General features: G+C 70.1%; 19 protein-coding genes and 1 tRNA gene. 8 read left to right on the top strand and 12 right to left on the bottom strand.

The features are described from left to right. Positions 1 to 18 precede the first annotated feature (18 nt). The 5 genes from fdhA to ACQP2T_RS06120 all read right to left on the bottom strand — a co-directional run bounded on the left by fdhA (position 19) and on the right by ACQP2T_RS06120 (position 5,736). Positions 19 to 1,245 (bottom strand): formaldehyde dehydrogenase, glutathione-independent, encoded by a 1,227-nt coding sequence (gene fdhA / locus ACQP2T_RS06140; RefSeq protein WP_433515218.1) that lies wholly within the window; start codon positions 1,243 to 1,245, stop codon positions 19 to 21. Positions 1,246 to 1,299: 54 nt separating this feature from the next. Beyond that, positions 1,300 to 2,145: an MIP/aquaporin family protein gene (locus tag ACQP2T_RS06135; protein ID WP_433515217.1), complete on the bottom strand. Its 846-nt coding sequence runs from the start codon at positions 2,143 to 2,145 to the stop codon at positions 1,300 to 1,302. A 220-nt stretch (positions 2,146 to 2,365) separates the two neighbouring features. Then, positions 2,366 to 4,339: a SelB domain-containing protein gene (locus ACQP2T_RS06130; protein ID WP_433515216.1), complete on the bottom strand. Its 1,974-nt coding sequence runs from the start codon at positions 4,337 to 4,339 to the stop codon at positions 2,366 to 2,368. After that, the gene (gene selA / locus ACQP2T_RS06125) at positions 4,339 to 5,628 is read right to left on the bottom strand and encodes an L-seryl-tRNA(Sec) selenium transferase (RefSeq protein WP_433515215.1); all 1,290 of its coding nucleotides are present in this window, start codon (positions 5,626 to 5,628) and stop codon (positions 4,339 to 4,341) included. Before selA ends, ACQP2T_RS06130 begins: the two co-directional genes overlap by 1 nt. 15 nt (positions 5,629 to 5,643) lie before the next feature. Continuing rightward, positions 5,644 to 5,736 (bottom strand) — tRNA-Sec (locus ACQP2T_RS06120). 72 nt (positions 5,737 to 5,808) lie between these two features. Between ACQP2T_RS06120 and selD the strand changes: the two genes are divergently transcribed. From selD to ACQP2T_RS06100, 4 genes are all read left to right on the top strand, one after another. Beyond that, entirely contained in the window at positions 5,809 to 6,813 is a 1,005-nt protein-coding gene (gene selD, locus ACQP2T_RS06115; RefSeq protein ID WP_433515214.1) for a selenide, water dikinase SelD, read from the top strand. 53 nt (positions 6,814 to 6,866) lie between these two features. Then, entirely contained in the window at positions 6,867 to 7,409 is a 543-nt protein-coding gene (locus ACQP2T_RS06110; protein ID WP_433515213.1) for a GntR family transcriptional regulator, read from the top strand. Positions 7,410 to 7,423: 14 nt separating this feature from the next. Next, on the top strand, positions 7,424 to 8,140 hold the full coding sequence (locus ACQP2T_RS06105; RefSeq protein WP_433515212.1) for a GntR family transcriptional regulator: 717 nt from the start codon (positions 7,424 to 7,426) through the stop codon (positions 8,138 to 8,140). 104 nt (positions 8,141 to 8,244) lie between these two features. Then, positions 8,245 to 9,633: a sensor histidine kinase gene (locus tag ACQP2T_RS06100; protein WP_433515211.1), complete on the top strand. Its 1,389-nt coding sequence runs from the start codon at positions 8,245 to 8,247 to the stop codon at positions 9,631 to 9,633. Here the strand turns inward: ACQP2T_RS06100 and ACQP2T_RS06095 are convergent. From ACQP2T_RS06095 to ACQP2T_RS06085, 3 genes are all read right to left on the bottom strand, one after another. Next, positions 9,571 to 10,215, bottom strand: a complete 645-nt coding sequence (locus ACQP2T_RS06095) for a response regulator transcription factor (protein WP_433515210.1) — start codon at positions 10,213 to 10,215, stop codon at positions 9,571 to 9,573. The two genes, ACQP2T_RS06100 and ACQP2T_RS06095, sit on opposite strands and share 63 nt — an antisense overlap. 2 nt (positions 10,216 to 10,217) lie before the next feature. Continuing rightward, positions 10,218 to 11,093 carry a CPBP family intramembrane glutamic endopeptidase gene (locus ACQP2T_RS06090; protein ID WP_433515209.1) on the bottom strand — a complete coding sequence of 292 codons (876 nt, stop codon included), beginning with the start codon at positions 11,091 to 11,093 and terminating at the stop codon, positions 10,218 to 10,220. 157 nt (positions 11,094 to 11,250) lie between these two features. Further along, positions 11,251 to 11,925: an SDR family NAD(P)-dependent oxidoreductase gene (locus tag ACQP2T_RS06085; RefSeq protein ID WP_433515208.1), complete on the bottom strand. Its 675-nt coding sequence runs from the start codon at positions 11,923 to 11,925 to the stop codon at positions 11,251 to 11,253. A 71-nt stretch (positions 11,926 to 11,996) separates the two neighbouring features. Between ACQP2T_RS06085 and ACQP2T_RS06080 the strand changes: the two genes are divergently transcribed. Next, on the top strand, positions 11,997 to 12,368 hold the full coding sequence (locus tag ACQP2T_RS06080; protein WP_433515207.1) for a MerR family transcriptional regulator: 372 nt from the start codon (positions 11,997 to 11,999) through the stop codon (positions 12,366 to 12,368). Here the strand turns inward: ACQP2T_RS06080 and nrfD are convergent. From nrfD to ACQP2T_RS06060, 4 genes are all read right to left on the bottom strand, one after another. Next, positions 12,357 to 13,268, bottom strand: coding sequence for an NrfD/PsrC family molybdoenzyme membrane anchor subunit (gene nrfD, locus ACQP2T_RS06075; RefSeq protein WP_433515206.1), 912 nt, complete (start codon positions 13,266 to 13,268; stop codon positions 12,357 to 12,359). The genes ACQP2T_RS06080 and nrfD overlap by 12 nt on opposite strands. An 85-nt stretch (positions 13,269 to 13,353) precedes the next feature. Continuing rightward, complete coding sequence (locus ACQP2T_RS06070; protein ID WP_433515205.1) at positions 13,354 to 14,178, bottom strand: 4Fe-4S dicluster domain-containing protein; 825 nt, start codon at positions 14,176 to 14,178, stop codon at positions 13,354 to 13,356. Further along, entirely contained in the window at positions 14,171 to 17,377 is a 3,207-nt protein-coding gene (gene fdh / locus ACQP2T_RS06065; RefSeq protein ID WP_433515204.1) for a formate dehydrogenase, read from the bottom strand. Before fdh ends, ACQP2T_RS06070 begins: the two co-directional genes overlap by 8 nt. A 29-nt stretch (positions 17,378 to 17,406) precedes the next feature. Continuing rightward, on the bottom strand, positions 17,407 to 18,585 hold the full coding sequence (locus tag ACQP2T_RS06060) for a cytochrome P450 (RefSeq protein WP_433515203.1): 1,179 nt from the start codon (positions 18,583 to 18,585) through the stop codon (positions 17,407 to 17,409). A gap of 165 nt (positions 18,586 to 18,750) precedes the next feature. On the opposite strand from ACQP2T_RS06060, the gene ACQP2T_RS06055 reads away from it, so the two are divergent. The 3 genes from ACQP2T_RS06055 to ACQP2T_RS06045 are packed head-to-tail and all read left to right on the top strand — an operon-like array spanning position 18,751 to position 23,773. Further along, positions 18,751 to 20,001: a KAP family P-loop NTPase fold protein gene (locus ACQP2T_RS06055; protein ID WP_433515202.1), complete on the top strand. Its 1,251-nt coding sequence runs from the start codon at positions 18,751 to 18,753 to the stop codon at positions 19,999 to 20,001. 3 nt (positions 20,002 to 20,004) lie between these two features. Beyond that, positions 20,005 to 21,000, top strand: a complete 996-nt coding sequence (locus tag ACQP2T_RS06050) for a hypothetical protein (protein WP_433515201.1) — start codon at positions 20,005 to 20,007, stop codon at positions 20,998 to 21,000. Further along, complete coding sequence (locus tag ACQP2T_RS06045; protein ID WP_433515200.1) at positions 20,993 to 23,773, top strand: AAA family ATPase; 2,781 nt, start codon at positions 20,993 to 20,995, stop codon at positions 23,771 to 23,773. Before ACQP2T_RS06050 ends, ACQP2T_RS06045 begins: the two co-directional genes overlap by 8 nt. The last annotated feature ends 22 nt before the right edge of the window (positions 23,774 to 23,795 follow it).

The raw sequence follows: 23,795 nt of genomic DNA, 5'->3' as shown, positions 1-23,795 counted from the left end.
GCAGTGGAGACCGGGTCGTCAGGACGCCGTCTTGGCGACCATGCCGTGCGGGTCGAGCACGTACTTGCGCGCGGCCCCCTCGTCGAACTCGTGGTAGCCCCGCGGCGCGTCGTCCAGCGAGATGGCCGTCGCGTTGACGTTCTTCGCGATCTGCACCCGGTCGTTGAGGATCGCCATCATGAGCTGGCGGTTGTACCTCATGACCGGGCACTGGCCGGTGACGAAGGAGTGCGACTTCGCCCAGCCGAGGCCGATCCGGATGGACAGCGAACCGTGCTTGGCCGCCTCGTCCTGCGCACCGGGATCACCGGTGACGTACAGGCCGGGAATGCCGAGCGCGCCACCCGCCCGGGTGACGTCCATCAGCGTGTTGAGCACAGTGGCGGGACGCTCCATGTCCGACTCCCCGCCGTGGCCGCGGGCCTCGAAGCCGACGGCGTCGACGGCGCAGTCCACGACCGGCTCGCCCAGGATGTGCTCGATCTGGTCCTTCGGCTCGCCCAAGGCCACGTTGATCGTCTCGCAGCCGAAGGTGTGGGCCTGGTCCAGCCGCTCCTTGTTCAGGTCGGCGACGATGACCACGGCGGCTCCGAGCAGGAACGCCGAGGTCGCCGCGGCCAGGCCGACCGGGCCGGCACCGGCGATGTACACGGTCGATCCGGGCCCCACCCCAGCGCTCACGCAGCCGTGGAATCCGGTCGGGAAGATGTCCGCGAGCATGGCCAGGTCGAGGATCTTCTCCATGGCCCGTTCCTTGTCGGGGAACTTGAGCAGGTTCCAGTCGGCGTACGGCACCAGGACGTAGTCGGCCTGCCCGCCTACCCAGCCGCCCATGTCGACGTAGCCGTACGCCGAGCCGGGCCGGTCGGGGTTGACGTTCTCGCAGACGCCTGTCTTGCCCTCCTTGCAGTTGCGGCAGCGGCCGCAGGCGATGTTGAATGGTACGGACACGAGGTCGCCGACCTTGGTGAACTCCACGTCGGGACCGACTTCGATCACCTCACCGGTGATCTCGTGGCCGAGGATGAGGCCCGGCGGGGCCGTGGTGCGGCCGCGGACCATGTGCTGGTCGCTGCCGCAGATGTTCGTCGCCACCGCTTTGAGGATGGCGGCGTGCGGTAGTTTGCGCCCTACGTTGGCCGGGTTTACCCCTGGGCCGTCCTTGAGCTCGAATTCGGGATAGTCGGTCTCGCGTACCTGGACGTTGCCTGGCCCCTCGTATGAAACTCCCCTATTGCCGGGCATGACTCCCCCTTGCCCGATAGGTGGCGGATGTTCGTTCGCTCACTTGGTCACGAATCACCCCCCATGGCCGGGGCGCCAGCGGCGGCGGCCGATGTGCCCCACTCGGTCACGGATCCGGTCGTCGTGCGGGCGCCGGGCCGTCGGGATGTCACCCCCGGCGCCATGAGCGGCCTCGGGCAGATCCTCCCCCCGCGCACCGATGATCTCTCCGGCGGTGCCCTGCTCGGCCGTCACGGGCAACTCGCGCATCGGGCGGGCCACCAGGTCGTACACCACGACGGCCAGCACCGCGCCGATGATCGGGCCGGCGATGTAGACGCCGTACTGCCACCATGGCGCGCTACCGCCGAACACCGTGGTCGTCAGATACGGCCCGAACGTACGGGCCGGGTTGACGGAACCACCCGTCAGCGGGCCGAGCACGAAGATCTCGCACGCCACGGCCAATCCGATCATCCACCCGGCCCAGCCGCTCGGCGCCCGCCGATCGACCGCCAGCGCCATGATCGTGAGCAGCAGCAGGAACGTCCCCAGTGCCTCCAGCAGGATGCCCTGCCCATAGTTCACGCCCTGGCCGAGCGCGGTGAGGCCGACGCCGTTGTCCACCGCCCGCCGACCGAACCCGCCCACGATCAACAGCCCGCCGGCGAACGCGCCGACGAGCTGGGCAACGATGTAGAACGGCACCTCGGCCCATGGGAACCTGCGTCCCGCGGCCAGGGCGATGGTGACCGCCGGGTTGATGTGCGCGCCGGACGTACTGCCGAAGGCGTAGATGACCAGCGCGACCACCACGGCGAACGAGAACGAGATGATGCCCAGGGCGGCGTAGTCCAGCCGGCCGTTCTGCATGACCAGCGCGGCCACCACGGATCCGGCGCCGAAGAGAACCAGCAACATCGTTCCGATGGCTTCCGCGACAAGACGTCGCGGCAGGTCTCCAACCATCGCAACCCCCCGATGACGATGGTTTATCCCCAAACTCGAATATATACCCGCCCTCCGGGAGAAACCCAGGTCAGGGCGGTTGCGGGGGGGGTGGTTGTCCGAGTGATTGCCACGGTGTTTGCAGTGCTTTTGTCGGGCTTGTCGGGGGTTGCGGGGGTGGCTCTCGGGGTGATCAGAAACAGCGGCGATGAACCTCGTCCACTCGCTGCGTCAGCCCGCTCCGGTCGAGGTGTTCGAGCAGCGGCACCGCGACCCGCCGGCTGGTGTCGAGGGCCCGCCTGGCCTGACTGACCGTGAAGGGCTGCGACAGGTGACGCAGCAGCTCCGCCGCTCGTACGTCCGCGCCAGGCAGTAGCACGATCCCCTCGGCCACGCGCAACAGACGCCCAGCCCGTACGGCCGCCGCCACCTCCCGCGACCCCAGCCCCAGCTCAGCCAACCGCCCAGCCTCCGGCGCCTGGAAGGGGTGTGCCGCCAACTCCCCCCTCAGCCGCTCAACCGCCCGCGCCACCGGCTCGGGCAGCCCGGCAGGCCGGGTCACGATCCGCCCCTCGGCCAGCGTGAACGGCGCCCGCACCAGCGCGGCGACCAACTGCCGGTCGGGCAACCCGAGCACGTGGCGGGCCGCCTCGATCGGCATGCCGGGCTCCAAGGGGTGCTCGATGATGTACCGCCGCGCCGTGTCAGCCAGCCGCTCACCCAGCTCGGCCCAGCACTGGGGATCGGCGTACCAGTCCCCGCAGACCGATCCCTCGCCCAGGTCACTGGATGTGCCGATCATGGCGGTCAGGTCGGCCGCGCGCAGCAACCGATGGATGCGCAGGGCCGAGGCGGCGTCCGGGGCGGCCGACTCCAGCCGGGCGGCGTGCGCCCGCGCCGCGCCCCGGCGGCCGAGCGCGGGCGGGCGCACGTCGAGCACGCTCGCCCCCGCCAACACCCGCACCTCGGCCCGGTCACGGCCGGGGTCGCGCAGCAGCAGCACGTCTCCGAGGTGGAGCGGGAGCGGGCGGGCCAGGCGCAGCCGTACGACGCGCCCGCCAAGCGTCCGCACCTCGCACGTCACCGCCGCCGACCCGATGTGCGCGGTCAGTCGCCGAGGCAGCCGCCACTCCTCCTCCCTTCCCCGACCGCTTACCAGAACGCCGCCTCCTCCTAGACCGGGGCCTCCCTCCAGCCCGGCACCTGCGCCCGGAACATCGCCTCCGCCCGGAAAGCCGCTTCCTCCCGGAACGTCAGCCGCTTCGAGACCGGGACAGGAGCCGGTGTCCCGGAGGGTCCCGACGGGGGTGATCCGGACGTCGACCAGGTCCGTGTACGTCCACCTGCCGGGTGTGACCAGCGCCCGGCCCCGCTCGGGCAGGCCATGGCCGCGCTCCGGCAGGCCGTGACCGCGCAGGTTGACCGCCACCCTGGCGACGCCGGTCACCGAGGACAGCGGCTCCTTCAGGGACTCCAGCGCCCGCACCCGTACAGACTCGCCGTCCAGCGCCAGCTCGTCACCCACCGAAATGGCGCCCTCGGGCAGGGTCCCGGTCAGGACCGTCCCGCTGCCCGTCACGCTGAACGCCCGGTCGATCCACAGCCGAACCGGCGCCTCCGGATCGGGCGCCGGCAACGCGGCGACCAGTCGATCCAGCGCCTCCCGCAGCTCATCGAGCCCCTGCCCGGTCCGCCCACTCACCACCACCGCCTCAACCGCACCACACCCCAACCGGGCCACATCCGGACGCGCCCCACCCAACCCGGCCGAGGTCAGGCGAGTGCGTGCCTGTTCGAGGGCCGGGGCGGGGTCGGCGAGGTCGGCTCGGGTCACCGCGAGCAGGCAGTGCCGTACGCCGAGCGCTTCCAGCGCCACCACGTGCTCCTCGGACTGCGGCATCCAGCCCTCGTCCGCCGCCACCATGAACAGCACCGCCGGCACCGGACCGACCCCCGCCAGCATTGTGCTGAGAAACCGCTCATGCCCCGGTACGTCCACAAAGGCGAGGCACCGCCCAGAAGGCAGCGTGGTCCACGCGTACCCCAGCTCGATCGTCAGCCCCCGCCGCCGCTCCTCTTCCAGCCGATCGGGCTCCATCCCGGTGAGAGCCCGCACCAGCGTGGACTTACCGTGATCGACGTGACCCGCCGTGGCCACGACGTACATCAGCCGCTCGCCCCGAGGATCGCGCGGGCCACGTCGCCATCGCGGTCGGCGGGAACGGTGCGCAGGTCCAGCAGCAGCCGCCCACCCTCGATCCGGCCGACCACCGGCGGATCACCGGCGCGCAGCGGTGCGGCGAGCCGTTCGGGCAGGCTGACGGCGGCGCTCGGCAGCGTCACCCCGGGCGCACCGCCGCCCCCGACGGCGGCCTGGCTCGGCACCGCCCGCGCGTCGGCCCCCGCCTCGGCGAGCCGCCCGGCGAGGGCCGCGGCACGGTCGCCGAGCGCCGCCGGGTCGGCGTGCAGCGCCAGCCGGACGGGCACGACAGGACCGCGGAGCGTGGCCTCCAGCGCGGCCAGCGTCAGTTTGTCGACCCGCAGAGCGCGGGCGAGCGGGTGCCGCCTGCAGCGCTCGACCAGGTCACGGCGGCCGAGGAGGAGACCCGCCTGGGGTCCGCCGAGCAGCTTGTCACCGCTGGCCGTCACCAGGTCCGCCCCGGCCGCCAGTACGGTCGCCGCGTCCGGCTCCTCGGGCAACAGTGGCTCGCGCGCCAGCAGCCCCGAGCCGATGTCGGCGACGACGGGCACGCCGAGCCCGGTCAGCTCGCGTACCTCGACGGAGCCGGTGAAGCCCTCGATCCGGAAGTTCGACGGGTGCACCTTGAGCACGCATCCGGTCTCCGGCCCCACGGCGGCCGCGTAGTCGCGGTAGGAGGTGCGGTTGGTCGTACCGACCTCGCGCAGCCGTGCCCCGGTGGAGACGAGCAGGTCGGGGATGCGGAACCCGTCGCCGATCTCCACGAGCTCGCCCCGGCTGATCACGATCTCCCGGCCGGCGGCGAGTACGGTCGCCACCAGGACGAGCGCGGCGGCGTTGTTGTTGACGACGTGCACGTCCTCGGCGGCCGGCACGGCACGGGCGAGCGCGTCCAGCGCCCCCCGCCCGCGCCGGGCCCGGGCGCCGGTCTTCAGGTCGAACTCCACGTCGGCGGAACCGGCCGCGGCGGCCATCGCCTCGATCGCGGCGGACGACAGGGGTGCCCGGCCCAGGTTGGTGTGGACCAGCACGCCGGTCGCGTTGATCACCGCACGCAGACTCGCGGCCCGCGGCGGAAGCGCCGCCACCGCCGCGTCAGCGACCTCCTCGGGACCGATCTCACCGCTCCGCGCCCGCTGCTGCGCGCGCGCCACCGCGTCCTTGACGACCGACCGGCCCAGCCGCCCACCCGCCGCGACCAGCCGCGGATCGGCGAGTACGGCATCAGTACGGGGTACGTGCCTGCGTGGATCCACCCTTCGAAAATAGAACGGAGGCGGACGGGAATCGAACCCGCCAGGCCGAGGACCTCGGCCTCGTCGGTTTTGAAGACCGCGGGGGCCACCAGGCGCCCAGACGCCTCCAACGCAGAACCTACCCGTCACAGCGGGTATGACCTCAAACGCCACACCCGTCGCGAGCCACCCGAGGGCGCCATGACACGCACCACCGAGACGGTACGGCTGACGCAGTACGCGCACGGAGGCGGCTGCGCCTGCAAGATCCCGCCAGGCGAGCTGGAGGCCGTGGTGGCGGACCTCCACACACATGGCCCCGGAGCCACGGGGGAGCTGATCATCGGGCTGGACGACGGGGACGACGCCGCCGTGGTCCGTATCGACGGCGGCCGGGCGATCGTGGCCACCGCCGACTTCTTCACCCCTGTGGTGGACGACCCCTACGACTGGGGCCGCATCGCGGCGGCCAACGCCCTGTCAGACGTCTACGCCGTGGGCGGGGAGCCGCTGGTGGCGGTCAACCTGCTCGGCTGGCCGAGGGAGAAGCTGCCCATGGAGCTGGCCAAGGAGGTCCTACGCGGCGGCCTCGACGTGGCCAAGGCGGCGGCCTGCCACGTCGCGGGCGGCCACAGCGTCGACGACCCGGAGCCGAAGTACGGCATGGCCGTCACCGGCCTGGCAGACCCCGCCCGGCTGCTGCGCATCGACGGCGGCCGGCCCGGACTGCCGATCTCTCTCACCAAGCCGCTCGGCATCGGCGTGCTCAACACCCGGCACAAGGCCACCGGCGAGGTGTTCCCGCAGGCGGTCGCGGCGATGACCGCCCTGAACCGCGACGCCTCCCGGACCGCGCTGGCCGCCGGAGCGGAGTGCGCCACAGACGTGACCGGGTTCGGCTTGCTCGGCCACCTCTACAAACTGGCCCGAGCGAGCGGCGTCACGGCCGTCGTGGACGTGGCGGCCGTACCGTACCTGGAAGGGGCCAGGGAGGCAGTCCGCAACGACTACGTCAGCGGCGGCACCCGCCGCAACCTCGACTGGGTGAGCCCTTGGCTCGATCCCGGCGCCTACAGCGAGGACGACCTGCTACTGCTCGCCGACGCCCAGACCTCCGGCGGCCTGCTGGTGGCCGGCGAGATCCCCGGCGCGCCGATCATCGGCGAACTGGTCCCCCTGGCCGGCCCTCATCTGCGACTCCGCTGACAGTACTTGCCCGAAGCCGATCAGCAGCTCGTAACCAACCGAAGGAGGAGCGCATGGAAGACGCGAGCTGGGTCAGCGTTTCCGCGCCCTACGTGCGGCCGCGGCGCCCCGGAGAGCCTGATGCATGGGCGGAGGAAGCCTCCCGGCACGGCAAGGTTGGGACGCATCACCTTCAGGCAGTGGAAGAGGTCCATCCGCCGGAGGAAGTCGTGCGGGCCTTCGGACTGGCGGCGGATCAAACCGCCTTCGTCCGCCGCCGTCTCGTGCTCGCGGACGGCCGGCCAACAGAGCTCGCCGATTCCTACTACCCGGCGACGATCGCCCGTGGCACCCAGCTTGCCGAGATGCGGAAGATCTCTGGCGGGGCTCCCACTCTGCTCGCCCGCCTCGGCTACCACCCGCACAGCGCGGAAGAAGCCGTCCGAGCTCGCCCCACGACCGAGACGGAGCAAGACGCTCTCCAACTTCGACCAGAGGACTGGGTTCTGGTCCTGACCCGCATCGTCCGAACCGGCGACGGAACGCCGATTGAGGTCAGCGTGATGACGATGGTGGCCTACGGTCGCGAGTTGCGCTATCAGGTGATCATCAAGTGAGGGGACCTGCAATCGTGGGTAGGCGGCTGGATTCTCGTCCGCGCCATCAGCAGATCGCAGCAGAACTGCGGGCGGAGATCATGTCCGGCGACTTGAAGGCAGGCGAGCAACTCCCTTCCACACCGCATCTGGTGGCGCGTTTCGCTGCGGCGAACGCAACAATCCAGCGTGCTCTTCAGGCACTGAAGGACGAAGGATTCGTACGCGGCCACGCGGGAAAGGGCGTGTTCGTCCGCGACAGGCAGCCTCTCGTCGTCAACGCGAGCACGTATATGTCTCCAGATCCCCGTGGATATAGCTATGAGCTGCTGAAGGTCGGACAGGTAGCGCCGCCCAGCGATGTGGCTGCGGCATTTGCTACCAGCAGCGAAGATCTGGTCGTCATGCGCCATCGGCTCCTTCTGCACGACGGCGCCCCCGTGGAACTGTCATGGTCTTACTACCCGGTAAGCATCGCAGCGGGAAGCCCGCTGGCCAGCCGGGGAAGAATCCGCGGTGGCGCGCCACAGGCGCTGGCCGACCTCGGGTTTCCGCAGCGCCACTTCATAGATCGCCTCTCCGTTCGACAGCCCACTGAAGCGGAGGTGCAGGGACTGGATCTCCCACCTGATGTGCCGGTGTTTCGGCAGTTCCGGGTTGTTTACAGCGACGGTGAGCGGCCGATCGAAGTGTCGGTGCTGATCAAGGGCGGCCACCTCTACGAGTTGGCGTACCACCAGACCGCAGACTGACGGACCCGTTCCGTGGAGGACGTGGTACGCGAAGCGGATGCTCACCACGGGATCCGGCGCGTCCACCGGTATGCCCTGGAATGGCCAGGCTTCACAATGGTCGGGTGCACAGGCTGATCACCCCGCTCGCGGTCGTGCTCGCCGCCTTGGGAACAGTGGCCATCATCGGTGCGGACTTCGTGGTGACGAAGGTCCCGCTGCTGCTCATGGGCTATGCGGCAGGAGGCGCCGCAGTAACGGGTGGCCTGTGGGCGAGGCTACGGTGGCCGGACAGTCCGGTGGGATCGTTGCTGGCCTGGAGCGGGGTGATGTGGCTGGCCACCGGGGTCAGCTACACGGGCGTGCCCGTGGCTGTCGTGCTGGGCGCGGTGGCGGCGGCCCTCCAGCACGGGCTGCTCGGACACGTGATGGTCGTGCTCCCGCACGGCCGCGCGGACACACCGGTCCGTCGAGGGGTCGTGGCGCTCGGCTACGCGGTGCCACTCCTGTCCGCCGCGATGTCGATGGCGTACAGAGAGCCGCCCGGCGGGGGGTGTCTCTGTCTGGCTCAGGCGTTCGGCCGGGAAGCAGGACGGACGGCGCTGGCCCTTTTCGGTGTGGTGATCGTCGGTGCGTACGTGGTCGGGCTGTCGGCGGCGATGTTCCTGCGCTGGGCCCGGCTGCCGCGGCAGGAACGCGACGCGGCCGTCATGTTCTCCGGGCTGTTGGTCATGCTGCTGCTGATGGCGCTTGAGGCGGAAAATCTGGCGCGGGCCGGCGGGTTCGCGGTCTACTTCACCGGCGAGTTGGTGGACAGCCTGGTCGTGCTGGGTTTCATTGTCTGGCCGCTGGCCTACCGTGTCGTGCTCGGACGCAGGGAAGCGGCGCGCCGAATGGCCGAACTCGTCGACGCCGGCGATGAGGCCAGGCGCCAAATTGAGCGAGACCTTCATGACGGCGCCCAGCAGCGGCTGGTCAACGTGCGGCTGTTGCTGGGACTGGCACGCGACGAACCGGCTCGCCTCGATCAGGCTGTCGCCGAGCTGGGCCGGGCCTTGGAGGAGCTACGGGAGCTGGCGCGCGGCGCGTTCCCCGCCGTGCTGGCCGAGGCTGGGCTGGGTCCCGCGCTCGGCTCGCTGGCTGAGCGGGCCGCCCTGCCGGTCCGGGTGCGAACCGAGCTGCCCGTACGGCTGCCGCCGCAGGTCGAGCGCACCGCATACTTCGTGGCCGCGGAGGCGCTGGCCAACGCGAGCAGGCACGCCCGGGCGGCATCCGTGGGGATCACCGCTGTGCTGGAGAAGGGCCTGGTGACCGTGGAGGTGACCGATGCCGGATGCGGGGGTGCCGTGCCGGGAGGAGGTTTGCGCGGCCTGGCCGACAGGGTGGAGGCGTGCGGGGGGACTCTCTCACTGCACAGCCCGCCTGGGGTGGGAACCACCGTACGAGCCGTGTTACCTGCGCAGATATCGGAGGACGGCCAGGACCCGTCGGTTATCGGCGGCCGTGTCCGTTAGGCCGAGCTTGCCGAAAGTGCTACGGACGTAGCCTTCGACCGTCTTCTGCGTGAGTCCGAGCAGGTCAGCGATGCCCTGGTTCGATCTGCCCTCCGCGACGAGGGTGAGCACTTCCCGCTCGCGTGGGCTGAGCCGGTCGAGCGGGCCGGGCTCACGGGGCCGGGACACCAGCTGCGAGACCACGACGGGGTCGAGTACGGTCTGTCCGGCCGCCACGCGGTGCAGCGCGTCGGCCAGTTCGGCCGGTGCTCCGACCCGATCTTTCAGCAGGTAGCCCGTCCGGTGCGGGTTACCACCGAAGAGCTCTCCGGCGTGGTGGGTCTCCACGTGGTTGGACAGGAGCAGCACCGCGACGGACGGATGCTCCCGGCGCAGCCGGATGGCCAGCTCCAGGCCCTCGACCGTATAGGTGGGCGGCATGCGGATGTCCAAGATCGCTACCTCGGGCGGATCGGCTAGAACCAGTCGCGCCAGTGTCTGCCCATCGCCGGCCAGGCCGGTGACGGTGAACCCCGCGCGTTCCAGAAGGACGGCCAGGCCCTCGCGGAACAACGCGGAGTCGTCGGCGATCATCACCCGCATGGTCACACGGTAGCCAGAGCCGTCTTCCTGCGCGGCGCCCGGATGTGGCCCGCCCGCGCGGCCAGGACGAGGAGGACGACTCCCACGACTATGGCGACCAGGATGAGGAGGAGCCCGGCCTCCGGAACGCCGGGGGTGCCCGTCCACAGCTCCGGGCCGCTGACATGCCCGCGCAGCAAAGGGGTTTCGCTGATGGCGCCGGCACCGGTCGATCCCGCCCCGAGTACCGAGCTCTGGAACAGGTCCCAGCCGGTGTGGATGCCGATGGGCAACCACAGCGAGCGGGTCAGCAGAAAGCCGCCACCCATCACGAGCCCGCCCACCACGGCGATGCCGACCAGCGCCAGGGGCGTGGAGTTGGCGTTGGGCGCGTGGATGAGCCCGAAGATCACGGCGCTGAACACAAGCGCCCACCAGGAGCCGATGGCCTTCTCCGGCAGCCGCAGCAGCACGCCGCGGAAGGCCCACTCCTCCCAGAAGCCGACGCACAGGGCGAGCAACGTCATGGTGACGAGCGACCCGACGTCCACCTTGACCGCCGAGACGGTGTACCAGCCCGCCAAGGCCATGATCCCGAACACCAGCACCTGAACGCCCCCGCCGACCGCGAGACCGCTCAACAGGTGGCGGACCGCGCTCTTGGCCGGAAGGCCGAGGCCCGCGAGCGACTCGCCCTCCATGCGCCGGGCCAGCGGAATGGTGACGAGCGCTGCCACCACTCCCGTCAGGCCCAGCAGCAGCCCCAAGAACGGGGTGAAGTTCTCAGGGCCGATCTGTAAGACCGAGGCCAGGACGGCTTGCAGGACGAAGAAGACGGCCAGCACCACGAAGAGCAGGCCGAATGCCTGAGTCAGCGGATGGCCGAGGAATTTGCGCATGGGGGAACTCCGGTTGGTAGGGGCGCCCCGATACTCCGGCACGCTCCGCCAACCGTTCAAGATCCGTATTTTCCTTGAGGGATAACCCTGGGGACGGGTTCCCCGCGCGGGCGACGTCACGGCCGTAGTGGACGTGGCGGCCGCCCTACACACCGTTCTAGAGAGAATCTCCCAGCGGCGTTGGGCCCGCGTGCAGTACTTCCCGCTGCCACCGGTCCCGCGGCTGCGTGTGCAGCTGCCAGTAGCGCTCGGCGATGTCGTCCGGGTCGAAGTCGGTGCCGGGGGCGACCGGGCCGGCCACGGTGACGCTCGCCACGTGTACTCCGGAAGGTCCGTACTCCTCATCGAGCAGCGTGACCAGGGCTCGGACTCCTGCCTTGCCCAGGGAGAGGCTCACATACTGCGGCTTGGGCTCGGGCATGCCGCCCGTGATGAGGAACGTTCCGCTGCCGCGTGCCGCCATGGCGGGCGCGACGTGTGCCGCGGCGTTGAGCGCGCCGACCACGTTCACCGCCCATGCCTCCATGTGGCCGCGTACGGACAACTCGCCCGGCGCGTCCGCCTGGATGATCGCCGCGTTGTACACGACGGCGTCCGGCACGCCATGCTCGCTGACAGCCTGGTCGAGTGCGGCGTTCAATCCGGCCTGGTCGGTGCTGTCGGCTGCCGACGTGACAATCGGGACACCACTGGGAGCGACTACCTCGGCCGCAGCGCGTAGCGTCTGCTCGCTGCGGGCGATCAGCGTGATCGGCAGGCCCTCCCTGGCGAACCGGCGAGCCACCGCCTGTCCGATCCCCGGACCCGCACCGATGATCACTGCGCCTGACATCGACTTCTCCTCGCTCTTCTTGATCGGCAATACTTGGGACGCTAAGGCTTCTCATCTATGTGAAGGTCAAGATGCGGATCGGTGATCTGGCTCACGAGACCGGCGTGAACAAGCGGCTGTTGCGCTACTACGAGGAGCAGGGTCTCCTCAAGCCGGTCCGGCTGGGCAACGGCTACCGCGAGTACACCGAGGCGGACATCCCGACGGTCCGCCACATTCGCGCTCTGCTCGCCGCCGGGCTTTCCACCACGGTGATCGCCCGGGTCCTGCACTGCGTGCACGATGAGGGCGAGCTGATGGTGTCTTCCGGCTGCCCGACCTTCATCGAGGACTTGCGGCGCGAGCGCGCCCATATCGCCGAGATGATCGCTCAGCTCCAGAGTTCGCAGGAGGTATTGGACACGATTCTCGACGCGGCGCTCCAAGAGGCTTCAAGAGGCTGACGTCTGGCGCTGCCGCTGGGGGACGATCGTGTACTTCGGGTCGGCGGCCGAGGCCCTGCCCGCCTCCAGGACGCCGAACCGGGTGCACAAGGCGCCCGCCGTAAGGGCGAGACCGGACAGGGCGGTGAGGGTACGGCTGCGTCCGGCGACCGACGCGAGCAGCCCGCCACCGACCGTCAGTACACGGGCCGAGAGCATCAGGCGCCCCGCCTTCCCCAGCCGGTACGGCTCGCCCACCAGGCCGAGCCGCCGTTCCATCACCGCGCCGGCGACGCTCTCCACGGCGGCCCCCACCATCGCGACGACGCGGGCCGGCCCCGCCTGTGCCCGTGGGGTCGCCAGCATGCCCACCGCCCCGGCGCTGGCCAGCGCGCTCCCGGCGAACAGGAACGGCAGCTCGCGGTAGGCCTCGTGCCAGGCCGGTACGGCGGTGTCGGCGACCACGACGGCGGTGTAGGTGGCGGTCAGCGGGCCGGTCAGAACCGTGGCGAGGGCCGCCGCGTCTCCCACGGCGGGCAGGATCCTGGTCAGCTCGGTCGAGGCGGCGACCGCCGACAGCCCGCCCTGTGCGGCCAGGAGCCAGGAGCCCATGCTCATCGGCGATGTGGGCTTGAACACGCGGAACATATTGAGGAAGCGTTCGGGCCTGCCCAGTTCGGCGATGAGGAAACCGGTGCCGGCGGCGGCGCCGATCGCCGCCGCGAGCCGGGCGGTGCGCTCCAGCCGGTCGTTCCCGGTGAACCCGGCCATGACCGCCATCGCCGACGATGCCCCCGACAGGCCCCCCGCGTAGAGATATACCGGCATATGTGGTTCGTGCCAGACGGGGGCCTTGATCACTGACCGTCCGTAGTAGGACCGGAAATCCGCTTCCGGCACCATCGACCGCTCCCGCGTCACGGCCCCACCTCCTTCGGCATCGTCGACCGCGCCCCCTTCGGCATGGTCGGCCGCTCCCCCTTCGGCATGGTCGGCCGCTCCCCCGTCACCGCCGCGCCCCCTTTCGCGGACCAGTGAAGGCGTCTGACCCGACAAATGCCGCCACCACCGCCCCGGCCACGGACAGCGCCGCCGCCCCCGCCCAGCGCCACATGGACGGCAGGTCGCGAGTGGTCACCACGGGATCCGGCGGCAGCCCGTACACCTCGGGCTCGTCCAGCAGCAGGAAGAACGCCCCCGCGCCGCCCACCCCGTCGTCCGGGCTCTCGCCGTACAGGCGGGCCTCGGCCTGCCCGTCGGCGTGCAGCCGTTCCACCCGCTCCTCGGCCCGCTCCCGGAGCTCATCCAGCGGGCCGAACTGGATCGAGTCGGTCGGGCACGCCTTGGCGCACGCCGGTTCGAGGCCGCCGCGCTGCCGGTCGTAGCACATCGTGCACTTCCATGCCCGTCCGTCGTCCTCGCGCCGCTCGATCACGCCGTACGGGCAGGCGGATACGCAGTAGCCGCAGCCGTTGCAGATGTCCTCCTGGATCACCACCGTGCCGAACTCGGTACGGAACAGCGCGCCGGTCGGGCAGACGTCCAGGCAGGCGGCGTGTGTGCAGTGTTTGCACACGTCCGATGACATCAGCCACCGCTCCACACCGTCGTCAGCGGAGTCGTCCAAAGGCAGAGGCACCGGGCGGGACTGTTCGATGAAGGCCACGTGCCGCCACGTGTTCGCGCCGAGCGCCCCGGTGTTGTCGTAGGAGTTCGCCTCGAACACGAAGCCGTCGTCGGGCAGCTGGTTCCACTCCTTGCACGCCACCTGGCACGCCTTGCAGCCGATGCAGACGCTCGTGTCGGTGAAGAAGCCCATCCGCTCAGCCATCGCGGTACACCTCCAGCAGGTCGAGCATCGCCTGCCCCCTCGGCCGTCTACCAGGCCGTACGTCGCAGGTCGCGGCCTTGCCTTCCTGAATGTAGACATTCGGGTCGAGCGCCAGCGGAAGCAGGTCGTTGGCGACGTCGCCGGTCACCAGGCCGCCGCCGCCCCACCCCCAGTGGTACGGCAGGCCGATCTGGTGGATCACCCTGCCCTGGATCCGCAGTGGCCGGACCCGGCCGGTGACCAGCACCCGAGCCTCGATCACGGTGCGACTGGTCACGATCGTGGCCCAGCCGCCGTTGACCAGCCCCACCTCGGCGGCCAGCTGCGGCGACACCTCGCAGAACAGCTCCGGCTGCAGCTCGGCGAGGTAGGCCAGCGGCCGGCTCATGCCGCCCGCCGTGTGGTGCTCGGTGAGCCGGTACGTGGTCAGCACGTGCGGGTAGCGCGGCGACTCCGGCGGGTTGTAGGGGCTCTCCGGTCGCGGGTAGATCTTGCGGGCGGGGTTGGCCTGCTGGGCGTACAACGGGTTGCCGACCGGCGACTCATGCGGCTCGTAGTGCGCGGGCAGCGGACCGTCGGCCAGGCCGGCGGGCACGTACAGCCAGCCCTTTCCGTCGGACTGCATGATGAACGGGTCGATCCCGGCGAGCGCGTCCTCGGCCCGGGCGCTTTCGGGCGGCACATAGTCCGGCGGCTTGTGCAGCTCGAAGTCGGGCACGTCCTGCCCGGTCCACTTCCCTTGCTCCGCGTCCCACCAGACGTACGCCTTGCGCTCGCTCCACGGGCGGCCCTCGGGGTCGGCGGAGGCCCGGTTGTAGAGGATGCGTCTGTTGGCCGGCCAGGCCCAGCCCCATTCGGGCGCCACGGGCGACTGCTCCTGCCCCGGCCTGCGCCGGGCGGCCTGGTTGACCTCGTCGGCGTACACGCCGCAGTAGATCCAGCAGCCGCAACTGGTGGATCCGTCCGGCTTGAGCTGGGTGTAGGACGACAGCGCCCGCCCGTCCGGGCCGACCCCGTTGATCTCGCGGAGCACGGCCGACGCCGAGGGCTCCCGGTGCTCTCCCAGCTCGGGGTAGTCCCAGGTCAGCTCGCGCAGCGGCCGGTCGATCTCGTCGTCGGTCAGCCGCTTCCTGACCAGTTTGCCCAGGTGGTAGTAGAACCACAGGTCGCTGCGGCAGTCGCCCGGCGGGTCGAGGGCCTTCTCCCGCCACTGCAGCAGTCGCTGGGTGTTGGTGAACGTGCCTTCCTTCTCCACGTGGCTCGCGGCGGGCAGGAAGAACACCTCGGTGGCGATGTCCTCGGTACGCATCTCCCCGGTCTCCAGCTCCGGGCCGTCCTTCCAGAACGTGGCCGTCTCCACCAGCGTCAGGTCGCGTACCACCAGCCAGTCGAGGTTGGCCAGGGCGAGGCGCTGCGCCCGGCCGCCGGAGGAGCCGACCGCCGGATTCTCGCCCATCACGAAGTAGCCCTTCACCGTGCCGTCGATCTGGCCCATGACGGTGGTGTAGTGGCTGTGGTCGCCGGTCAGGCGGGGCAGGTGGTCGAAGCAGAAGTCGTTCCGCTCGGTGGCCGCGTTCCCCCACCACGCCTTGAGCAGGCTGACCAGGTAGGCGCGCCGGTGGCCCCAGAAGCCGACGTCGCCGCCCTCCCGGGCGAGGTAGTCGTCCAGGCCCTCGTGCCGGTGGGCGTGGGGCATGGTCAGATAGCCGGGCAGCAGGCTGAACAGCGTCGGGATGTCGGTGGAGCCCTGGATGCTCGCGTGCCCGCGCAGCGCCAGGATGCCGCCGCCGGGCCGGCCCATGTTGCCGAGCAGCAGTTGGAGGATGGAGGCGGTGCGGATGTACTGCGCGCCGACGGTGTGCTGGGTCCAGCCGACGGAGTACACCCAGGCGGTGGTGCGTTCCCGGCCGGAGTTGGCGGTGATCGCGTCGGCGAGCTCGGCGAAGTGCGCCCGCGAGATGCCGCACAGCTGCTCGACCAGCTCCGGGGTGTAGCGGGCGAAGTGCCGCCGAAGGATCTGGTAGACGCAGCGCGGGTGGGTCAGCGTCGGATCCGTCGCCGGGGTGGGATGCGCCTCGGCGCCCCCGGAGCCATAGGTGTCCGCCCCCGCGGCCTCGGCGTGCTGCCTACCACCCTCCAAGTCCGCGCCCGGCGCCTGCGCGCCCGGCGTCTCCTCGCCCGGCCCTTCGCCCGGCCCCTCGTACGCCCAGCTCCGCGGATCGTACGTACCCGTCTCCGCGTCGAACCCGGAGAACAGCCCGTCAAGGTCCTCGGTGTCCCGGAAGTCCTCGGACACGATCACGGCGGCGTTGGTGTAGGCCAGCACGTACTCACGGAAGTCCAGCTCGTTGGCCAGCACATGGTTGATCAGCGCCCCGAGCAGCACGATGTCGCTGCCCGCGCGGATCGGCAGGTGCCGGTCGGCCAGCGCGCTGGTCCGGGTGAAGCGCGGATCCACGTGGAACACCCTCGCGCCCCGCGCCTTGGCCTCGACCACCCACTGGAAGCCCACCGGGTGGCATTCGGCCATGTTGGAGCCCTGAATGACGATGCAGTCCGCACCCGCCAGGTCCTGCTGGAAGGTGGTCGCGCCGCCGCGTCCGAAGCTGGTCCCCAGACCGGGGACGGTGGAGGAGTGTCAAATACGGGCCTGGTTCTCCACCTGGATGGCGCCGAGGGCGGTGTACAGCTTCTTCATCAGGTAGTTCTCTTCGTCGTCGAGCGTCGCCCCGCCCAGTCCGGCGATGCCCATGGTGCGGCGCACGACCTTGCCCTCATAGGTCTGCTGCCAGGTCTCCCGCCGGGTCCGTATCACCCGGTCGGCGATCATCTCCATCGCGGTGCCGAGGTCGAGCCGCTCCCATTCGGTGCCGTGCGGTCTCCGGTACAGCACCTGGGTCTGTCGGCCGGGATGGGTGACGAGCTGCTTGCTCGCCGAACCCTTGGGGCACAGCCGCCCGCGCGAGATGGGCGAGTCCGGGTCACCCTCGATCTGCGTGACCCGGCCGTCCTTGACGTAGACGAGCTGGCCGCAGCCGACCGCGCAGTAGGGGCAGATCGACCGCGCGACCGTGTCGGCCTCCTCGGTGCGCGGGGCAAGCGCGTCCGTACGGGCGGAGCGCACGGCGTCGCTCCGACCGTCCGCTCCCTTGAGCTGCCGGATCACCGGCCACCGGGAGAACCACCCCTTACCGGACACAATGCAGGCCCTGCCCCAATCGGCCCGCGCTAACCACTCCGGCGGTCGAAGGTCAGGTACAGCTCGGAGGGGCTGCCGAAGGGCTCGCCGGCCTGGCGTGGGATGTCGGCGCCCGCTTCGAGGCGGAAGTTCGTCGCCTGCTTGAGCAACTCCTCGAAGGCGATCACGAGCTGGATCCGGGCGAAGTTCTGGCCGATGCAGCGGTGCACCCCGGCGCCGAACGCCAGGTGCGGGTTGATCCGCCGGTCGAAGACCAGCTCGTCGGGCCGGTCGAAGCGCTCGGCGTCGCGGTTGGCCGAGTAGAACTGCAGGACGACCCGGTCTCCCGCCTTCAACGGGGTGCCGGCGAGCTCGGTGTCCTGAGTCACCGTACGGGCCATGAACGCCACGGTCGTCTCGAAGCGCAGGAACTCGTCCATCGGACCTCGCCACCAGTCCGGGCTGCGCAGGATCGGCTCGATGTCCGTGCGGGTGGCCAGATGGTAGGCGATGTTGACGATCACGCCGCGCGTGGTGTCCAGGCCGCCGAGCAGCAGCGTGGTGACGATCGCCACCTGCTCCTCTCTCGTCAGGGGCCGCCCGTCGACGCTCGCCCTGGCCAGGGCGCTGAGGACGTTCTCCTGCTCGGCCGGCCGCTCGCCGGCCTCGGCTATGGCCTCCATCGCGAGCAGGGCGACCGCCTCGAACGTCTCGGGCGTGCTCTCGATGGCGCACCGCTTGACCGCCGCCACCCCCCGGCGCATCAGCTCCATGTTGTCGGTGGCGAAGACGACCCGGGCCAGCGACCCGGCGCTGAAGGGCACGGAGTAGTCACGGACCATCTCCACGCGGCCCTTGTCGATGAACCCCGCTATGGCGTCCCGGGCGATCTCCCGCATCTGCTCCGCGTACCGGAGCAGGAACGAGCGGGAGAAGTACGCCTCGAGGAACTTGCGGTATTGACGGTGGTCCGGCGGGTCGACGTCCAGCGGGATGAGCCGGACCGGCACGCCACGCACGCCCGGCTGCGCCGAACTGAAGATCGCCGGTCGCATGCACACCGTGCGGACGTCCTCGTAGCGGGTGACCATGTAGTAGCCGCCGTCGGTGCGCGTGTGCACGACCGGGCATTCCCTGCGTGCGATGGCCAGCGCGTCGAGCAGGTGTTCGCGCTGGTCGTCGGCGAACAAGTCGACGTTCGCCAGGATGTCCGCGGCCGGTGTGTCCATCTGTCCTCCATTCCGAGAAGACCTCACAATCGCCATTTGACCCCGCCGCCACCGTTTGCCCAAAAGACCGACCAAAGGGATACAAGGGACAAGAACGCACGTCACAGTTCGATAACCTGAAGTATCAGGCAGCGCCAAGGATGCATCCTCATCCTTGGAGGGACTATGCCCGATATCGCGATGCTCTCGGATGCCCCGGCCAATTGGCGTGGAGATCTACTCCAGTTTCGCCGCTACGTCGATCCCCTCGTTTCGATCATCACCAATCCCGACACCGAGACGCCTTTCACGATCGGCATTTACGGCGCGTGGGGAAGTGGGAAATCGACCCTGCTCCAAATGGTCGACAGGCGCTTACTCGATCGGCATGGCGAGGAGATCGTCCGGGTGCGTTTCAACCCCTGGGTGCACCGCCGCGAGCCGGAGATGCTGCTTCCCCTGCTGAACGCGCTCCACGCCGAGCTCGACCAGGACCCCGAGCACCGATTCGCCGGCACGGTCCGCCGGCTGGGCACGATCATGGCGAAGCTGGCCGCCGACGAGATGCTGAAAAGGCTCACCCTGAGCTCCATGAGCGTGGAGAAGATCGACAAGCTGGCCCAGCAGTACGCCGCGATGCGCGGCCAGGTCGACAGCCAGACCGGCCGCCTGCGCGGGCTGCTGCAGCAGGAGGTGGACCGCCTGGCCGAGCAGGGCAAGAAGATCGTCTTCTTCGTCGACGACCTCGACCGGTGCGAGCCCGACCAGATCATCGACCTGCTGGAGTCGATCAAGCTCTTCCTCGACCTGAAGCACGTCTTCGTGGTGATCGCCCTGGCCAAGGACGTGGTCGATCGTGGGGTCCTGGTGAAATACCAGCCGTTCGGCTTCCCCGACCAGGCGGCCATCGGCGACGACTACCTGGACAAGATGATCCAGCTCCCGCTGCACCTCTACCCGCTGGGCCCCGCGGAGGTGGGCCGGTTCATCCGCGAATCCCGTCCTGGAGAGCTGGCCAGGAAGCACGTCGGCACGCTGGAGCGGATTCTCACGCCCAATCCCCGGAAGATCAAACGCGTGCTCAACCTGCTGCGGGTGACGGAGGCCATCATCGAGGGCACCCCCGGCCTGGCCGCTCTGCGTACCGACCTGGTGGTCCGCCTGGTGGTGCTGCGGGTGCAGAGCCCGGAGCTGTTCGCGAGCGTGCTCCGGCAGCCGGGGTTGCTGGTGGCGCTGGAGCTCGTCCACCAGGACAAGCTGGCGGCCGACGTGCTCCAGGGCTTCCAGACGCGGTTCAAGGCGCGGGCGGAGACGCTGCAGAAGCTGACTCTGACCTTTCGCGGCAGGCACGACTTCCTGGCGCCCATCTTCGCCGACTCCGCTTTCGAGGCCGCGGCGGACGACCTGCCGGTCTACCTGACGATGATCGGCGGCTGAGACATGTCCGACGACCTGCGCTACGACCTGTACGGACTGCCCGCCGGAAACCCCTACGCCGCCCGCCCGCTGGACCCCCTCGCGCTGCCCGCCGACCGCGAACTCGTCCTCGAACTGGCCGGCTTCATCCGGCTCGCGGTCATCGAGACGGCCGTGAAAGAGGCGATCAGCAAGGGGGGACCGGCCTTCTTCCTGATCACGGGGGTGGGCAACAGCGGGCGGACGTCGCTGGCCAATCATGCGATGTACCTGTACCAGCAGGCCGCCGCATCGCTCCTGCCGCCCGGCTTCACCTTCGTGACGCATCGCGCGGAGCGCGGTGACATGACGCACGACGCCTACGCGGTGCTGTGCTCGACCCTGCTCTCGTTGCGCAACAAGATGAACGCCAGCGGCATCGACATCCCGCCCGCGCTGCGCGCCCATTTCAGCACGCTGAGCGAAAGGGGCGCGGCCAACCCCATGAACGAGTACGACCTGCAGGAGATCGCGGAATTCACCGCGACGACGTTCGCCGGCCGCAACGCCGGCTTCGGCATCCGGTACGAGGGCGTGCCCGCCAAGGAGCTCATCACCCAGGCCCAGAAGGTGTTCGAGAACACCAGCACCGTCGTGGTCTTCGTCATCGACAGCTACCAGCACGCGAACACCGTCCAGATCACCGAGGCTGACAGGCAGGCGTTCGCGGAGCGCGGGCACGTCTTCGACCTCGACACGCTGACCCCGGAGCAGATCGCGGCACTGGCCGAATTCCGGTGGAAGGGCAACCCGCCCGCGCCCTTCGACGAGCAGGGCGTGAAGAACGTCTTCAGCAAGCGCCCGTACACGATCGGGCAGGCCATCCAGCACCTCGAAGTGCTCCTCGACCTGCGGCTCAGCGAGTACGAAAGCGACGAGCCATGGCCGGCGGCCGAAGACCTGCGCATTCATGAGCGCTGGGTGCGGCTCAAGATATGGCAGCGCGACAGATGGAACAGGCTGAGAGGCTTCCATGCTTGAATACCCCGCGCGCAATCCCTTTCCGGCCCGCGGCATCTCCAGCGCCGAGGAGACCTCCCTCGCCGAGTTCCTGCGCGACTGGGCCCGGCGCACCCCCACCGCGATCCTGCCCGGGGTGCGCGAGGCCCAGCGCTGGGCCACCGACTACCTGCGCGGGTTCGGCGACGACCGGACCCACGACGGAGGTCTCGCCTGCCTGTACGGCGCCCACGGAGTGGGCAAGACGCACGCGGCCCGTCACATGATGGCCTTCGTCAACGACGCCGATCCTCGGGCGGTCCAGCTCTACCTGCGCTTCCAGGAGGACGACTTCGTCGCCGAGTACCGCCGCCTGGTCTCCCAGCTGCCGCAGGACCTGCTCACGGACCTGAGCCTGCGCTACCTGGGTGCGCTCGCGGGCGATCGGGCCGGACACGCCGACGGCCCGGCCAGCAGGGGCGCGGTCCTGTCCGCGGTCGGGGACGATCCCGGCCGGGTGTACGACCTGTTCGGCACGCATCAGGTCGAGGCCGGCGAGGTGCTGGAGGAGCAGGCCAAGGAGATCGCCGCCGTGGCGGGCAGCGGGCCGGAGTTCCAGCGGGCGCTGTCGTTCCTGCTGCGCCCCGAGTTCTCCGGCGTGGCCTACGACTGGCTGTGCGGCCGTCCGATCAGCCCCGACGCCTCGCGCGCGCTCGGCGTCAGCGGCCAGATCGACGACCCCCTGACCTGCCGGTACGGCCTGCAACTGCTGACCAGGCTGGTGACCAGGGGCGGTCGGCCGTTCGTGCTGGTGCTCGACCAGTGCGAGAAGTTCCTGCCGGAGGGCCGCAGTTCGTTGACCGCGAACATCGGGTTGCTGCAGAGCCTGGTCGAGGTGATCCCGCAGGCGGCCGGGCTGCTGCTCCTGGTGTCCAACGACGCGGCATGGGAGCGCGTACCGCCCGATCTGCGCCAGCGCATCGGCACCGGTGCCTGCCACATGCTGCCGCTCACCCCTGATGAGGCCCGGCTGGTGCTCGGCGCGTACATCGGCGCCGCCCGCCCGGGGTACGACGACGCGGCCATCTGGCCCTTCACCGAGAGCGCGTTGCTCGAACTCCTGCGCCACAGCGGCGGCAACCTCCGCCTGCTGCTGCAGCTCAGCTGGGCGAGCTTCGAGGTCGCGGGGCCGCTGTCGGTCATCGACGCCGAGCTGGTCACAAGCGCGTCCGCCCGCCACAGTCACTCCCCCGGCCTCGCCGAGCTGGCCATGCTCGTCGAGAGCCGCCTGCTCGCCGCCGGCCTCACCATCGAGCGAACGGAGACCGGTGATGGTGGCATCGCCTTCCACCTGCCTGACCGGCGTGAGCCGCGTGCCCTGGTCAAGCTGTCCGAGGCCGTCTTCTTCGACGACGAGGTCGCCAACGCCGTCCAGACGGTCGCCCAGACCAGACACGTGCGGGCCGGCGGTCGTCCGGTCTTCACCGCGTTGCTCGCCACGGGCTACGTCAGCCCTCCGGTGCTGGCCGGTCTGCGCGGCGCGGTGCACGTCGTGCTGGTGGCCGACGGCTCCCCCGGCTTCCCGGGCCAGCTGGACGAGCTGGTCGAGCGCATCGCCGCCATGCCGCTCAAGGACGAGGAGCCGGGCGCCCTCGACGACGCCATGCGCGCGATCGTGGAACACCTGGAAGAGCTGAACTCCGAGCGCCGCGCCGAGATGATGATCCTCAACCGCAACCTCACCGCCGTGAGCGACCGGCTGGAGCACCAGACCCTCACCGCCGAAAGCGAACGGCTCGACCGTCAGGCGCCGAAAGAGTGGCCGCCCAAGCGTGCGGAGCTGGTGGGACGCATCGCCGAGGCCAGGGCCGCGCGGACCGCCGCGGACTGGGCGGAGTTCCGCCAGGCCCGGGCGGAGGTGGTCCGCGAGCGCTCCTCGCGGTTCAGGATGCTGGCCGCCGCCGCCACCGCGGCAGTCGTGACGATAGGCGTGGCGTTCTCCACCGTGTCGCTCGTGCCGATCCAGCTCACGGTGACCCTGTTCGCGGGCACCGCCGTCGCGGCGACCGTGGCCTGGTTCCTGTCGCGGAAGTTCGCCGCCTCTGACGTACGCCGGGCGAACGCGCCGCTCGAAACCCGGCGCGATCTCGACCAGCTCGCCCGTGAGCTGCGTGGATCCGCCGACCCGCGCTCCACAGACCCCGTCGGCCGCTACGCCTACGCGCTCAGCGAGGACCCCGACAGCGGATACCAGGTGCTGACGGAGGCCATGCTGGTGGAGCCGCTGGCGCTCGTACGGCAGGCCACAGGGCGGCGGCTGGCCGTCTCCGAGCGCTCGCCCGCCGACTGCGTGGCGGAGGTGCAGCGCGGGCTCCGCGAACGGATCCCCGAGGTGCTGCTGCTCCTGGCGCGCGGGCAGCGGCGCGCCGAGTCGGATCGCCCTCCGCGCGTGCTCCGGGACCTGCCGCCCGAGCTGCGGGTGCTGGTGGCGATCGCCAATCCCGGCTCGCTTGAGCTGGCCGACGGCGCGATCTCCAAACATCCCGCCGAAGCGGCCCTGGCGGCCCTCGGGGTACGCGGGTCGAGACACCCGCTGGCCCGCGCCTACCGCGACGGCATGGCCGAGATCGTGCCGATCGAGATCCCGTCCAACGAGCTCCGCGCCACCGCCCGCCTGCTTTCCCCTCTGGAACAGGACGGGCTCGGCACCTACGACTGGCTCCCCCTCGTCGCGGAAATCGACGAGCTGTATCTGTTCTTCGAAAAACTGCTCCACCACCAAGAGGAAATGCGCTCAAATCTGGGTAAATCTTGACTATCCCTCGAAGCCATGAGAA

The sequence above is a fragment of the Nonomuraea sp. CA-143628 genome, from assembly GCF_050942315.1.
Taxonomy (GTDB): domain Bacteria; phylum Actinomycetota; class Actinomycetes; order Streptosporangiales; family Streptosporangiaceae; genus Nonomuraea.
Note: the sequence above shows the minus strand (reverse complement) of the source record. Positions and strands in the feature narration are given on the sequence as shown.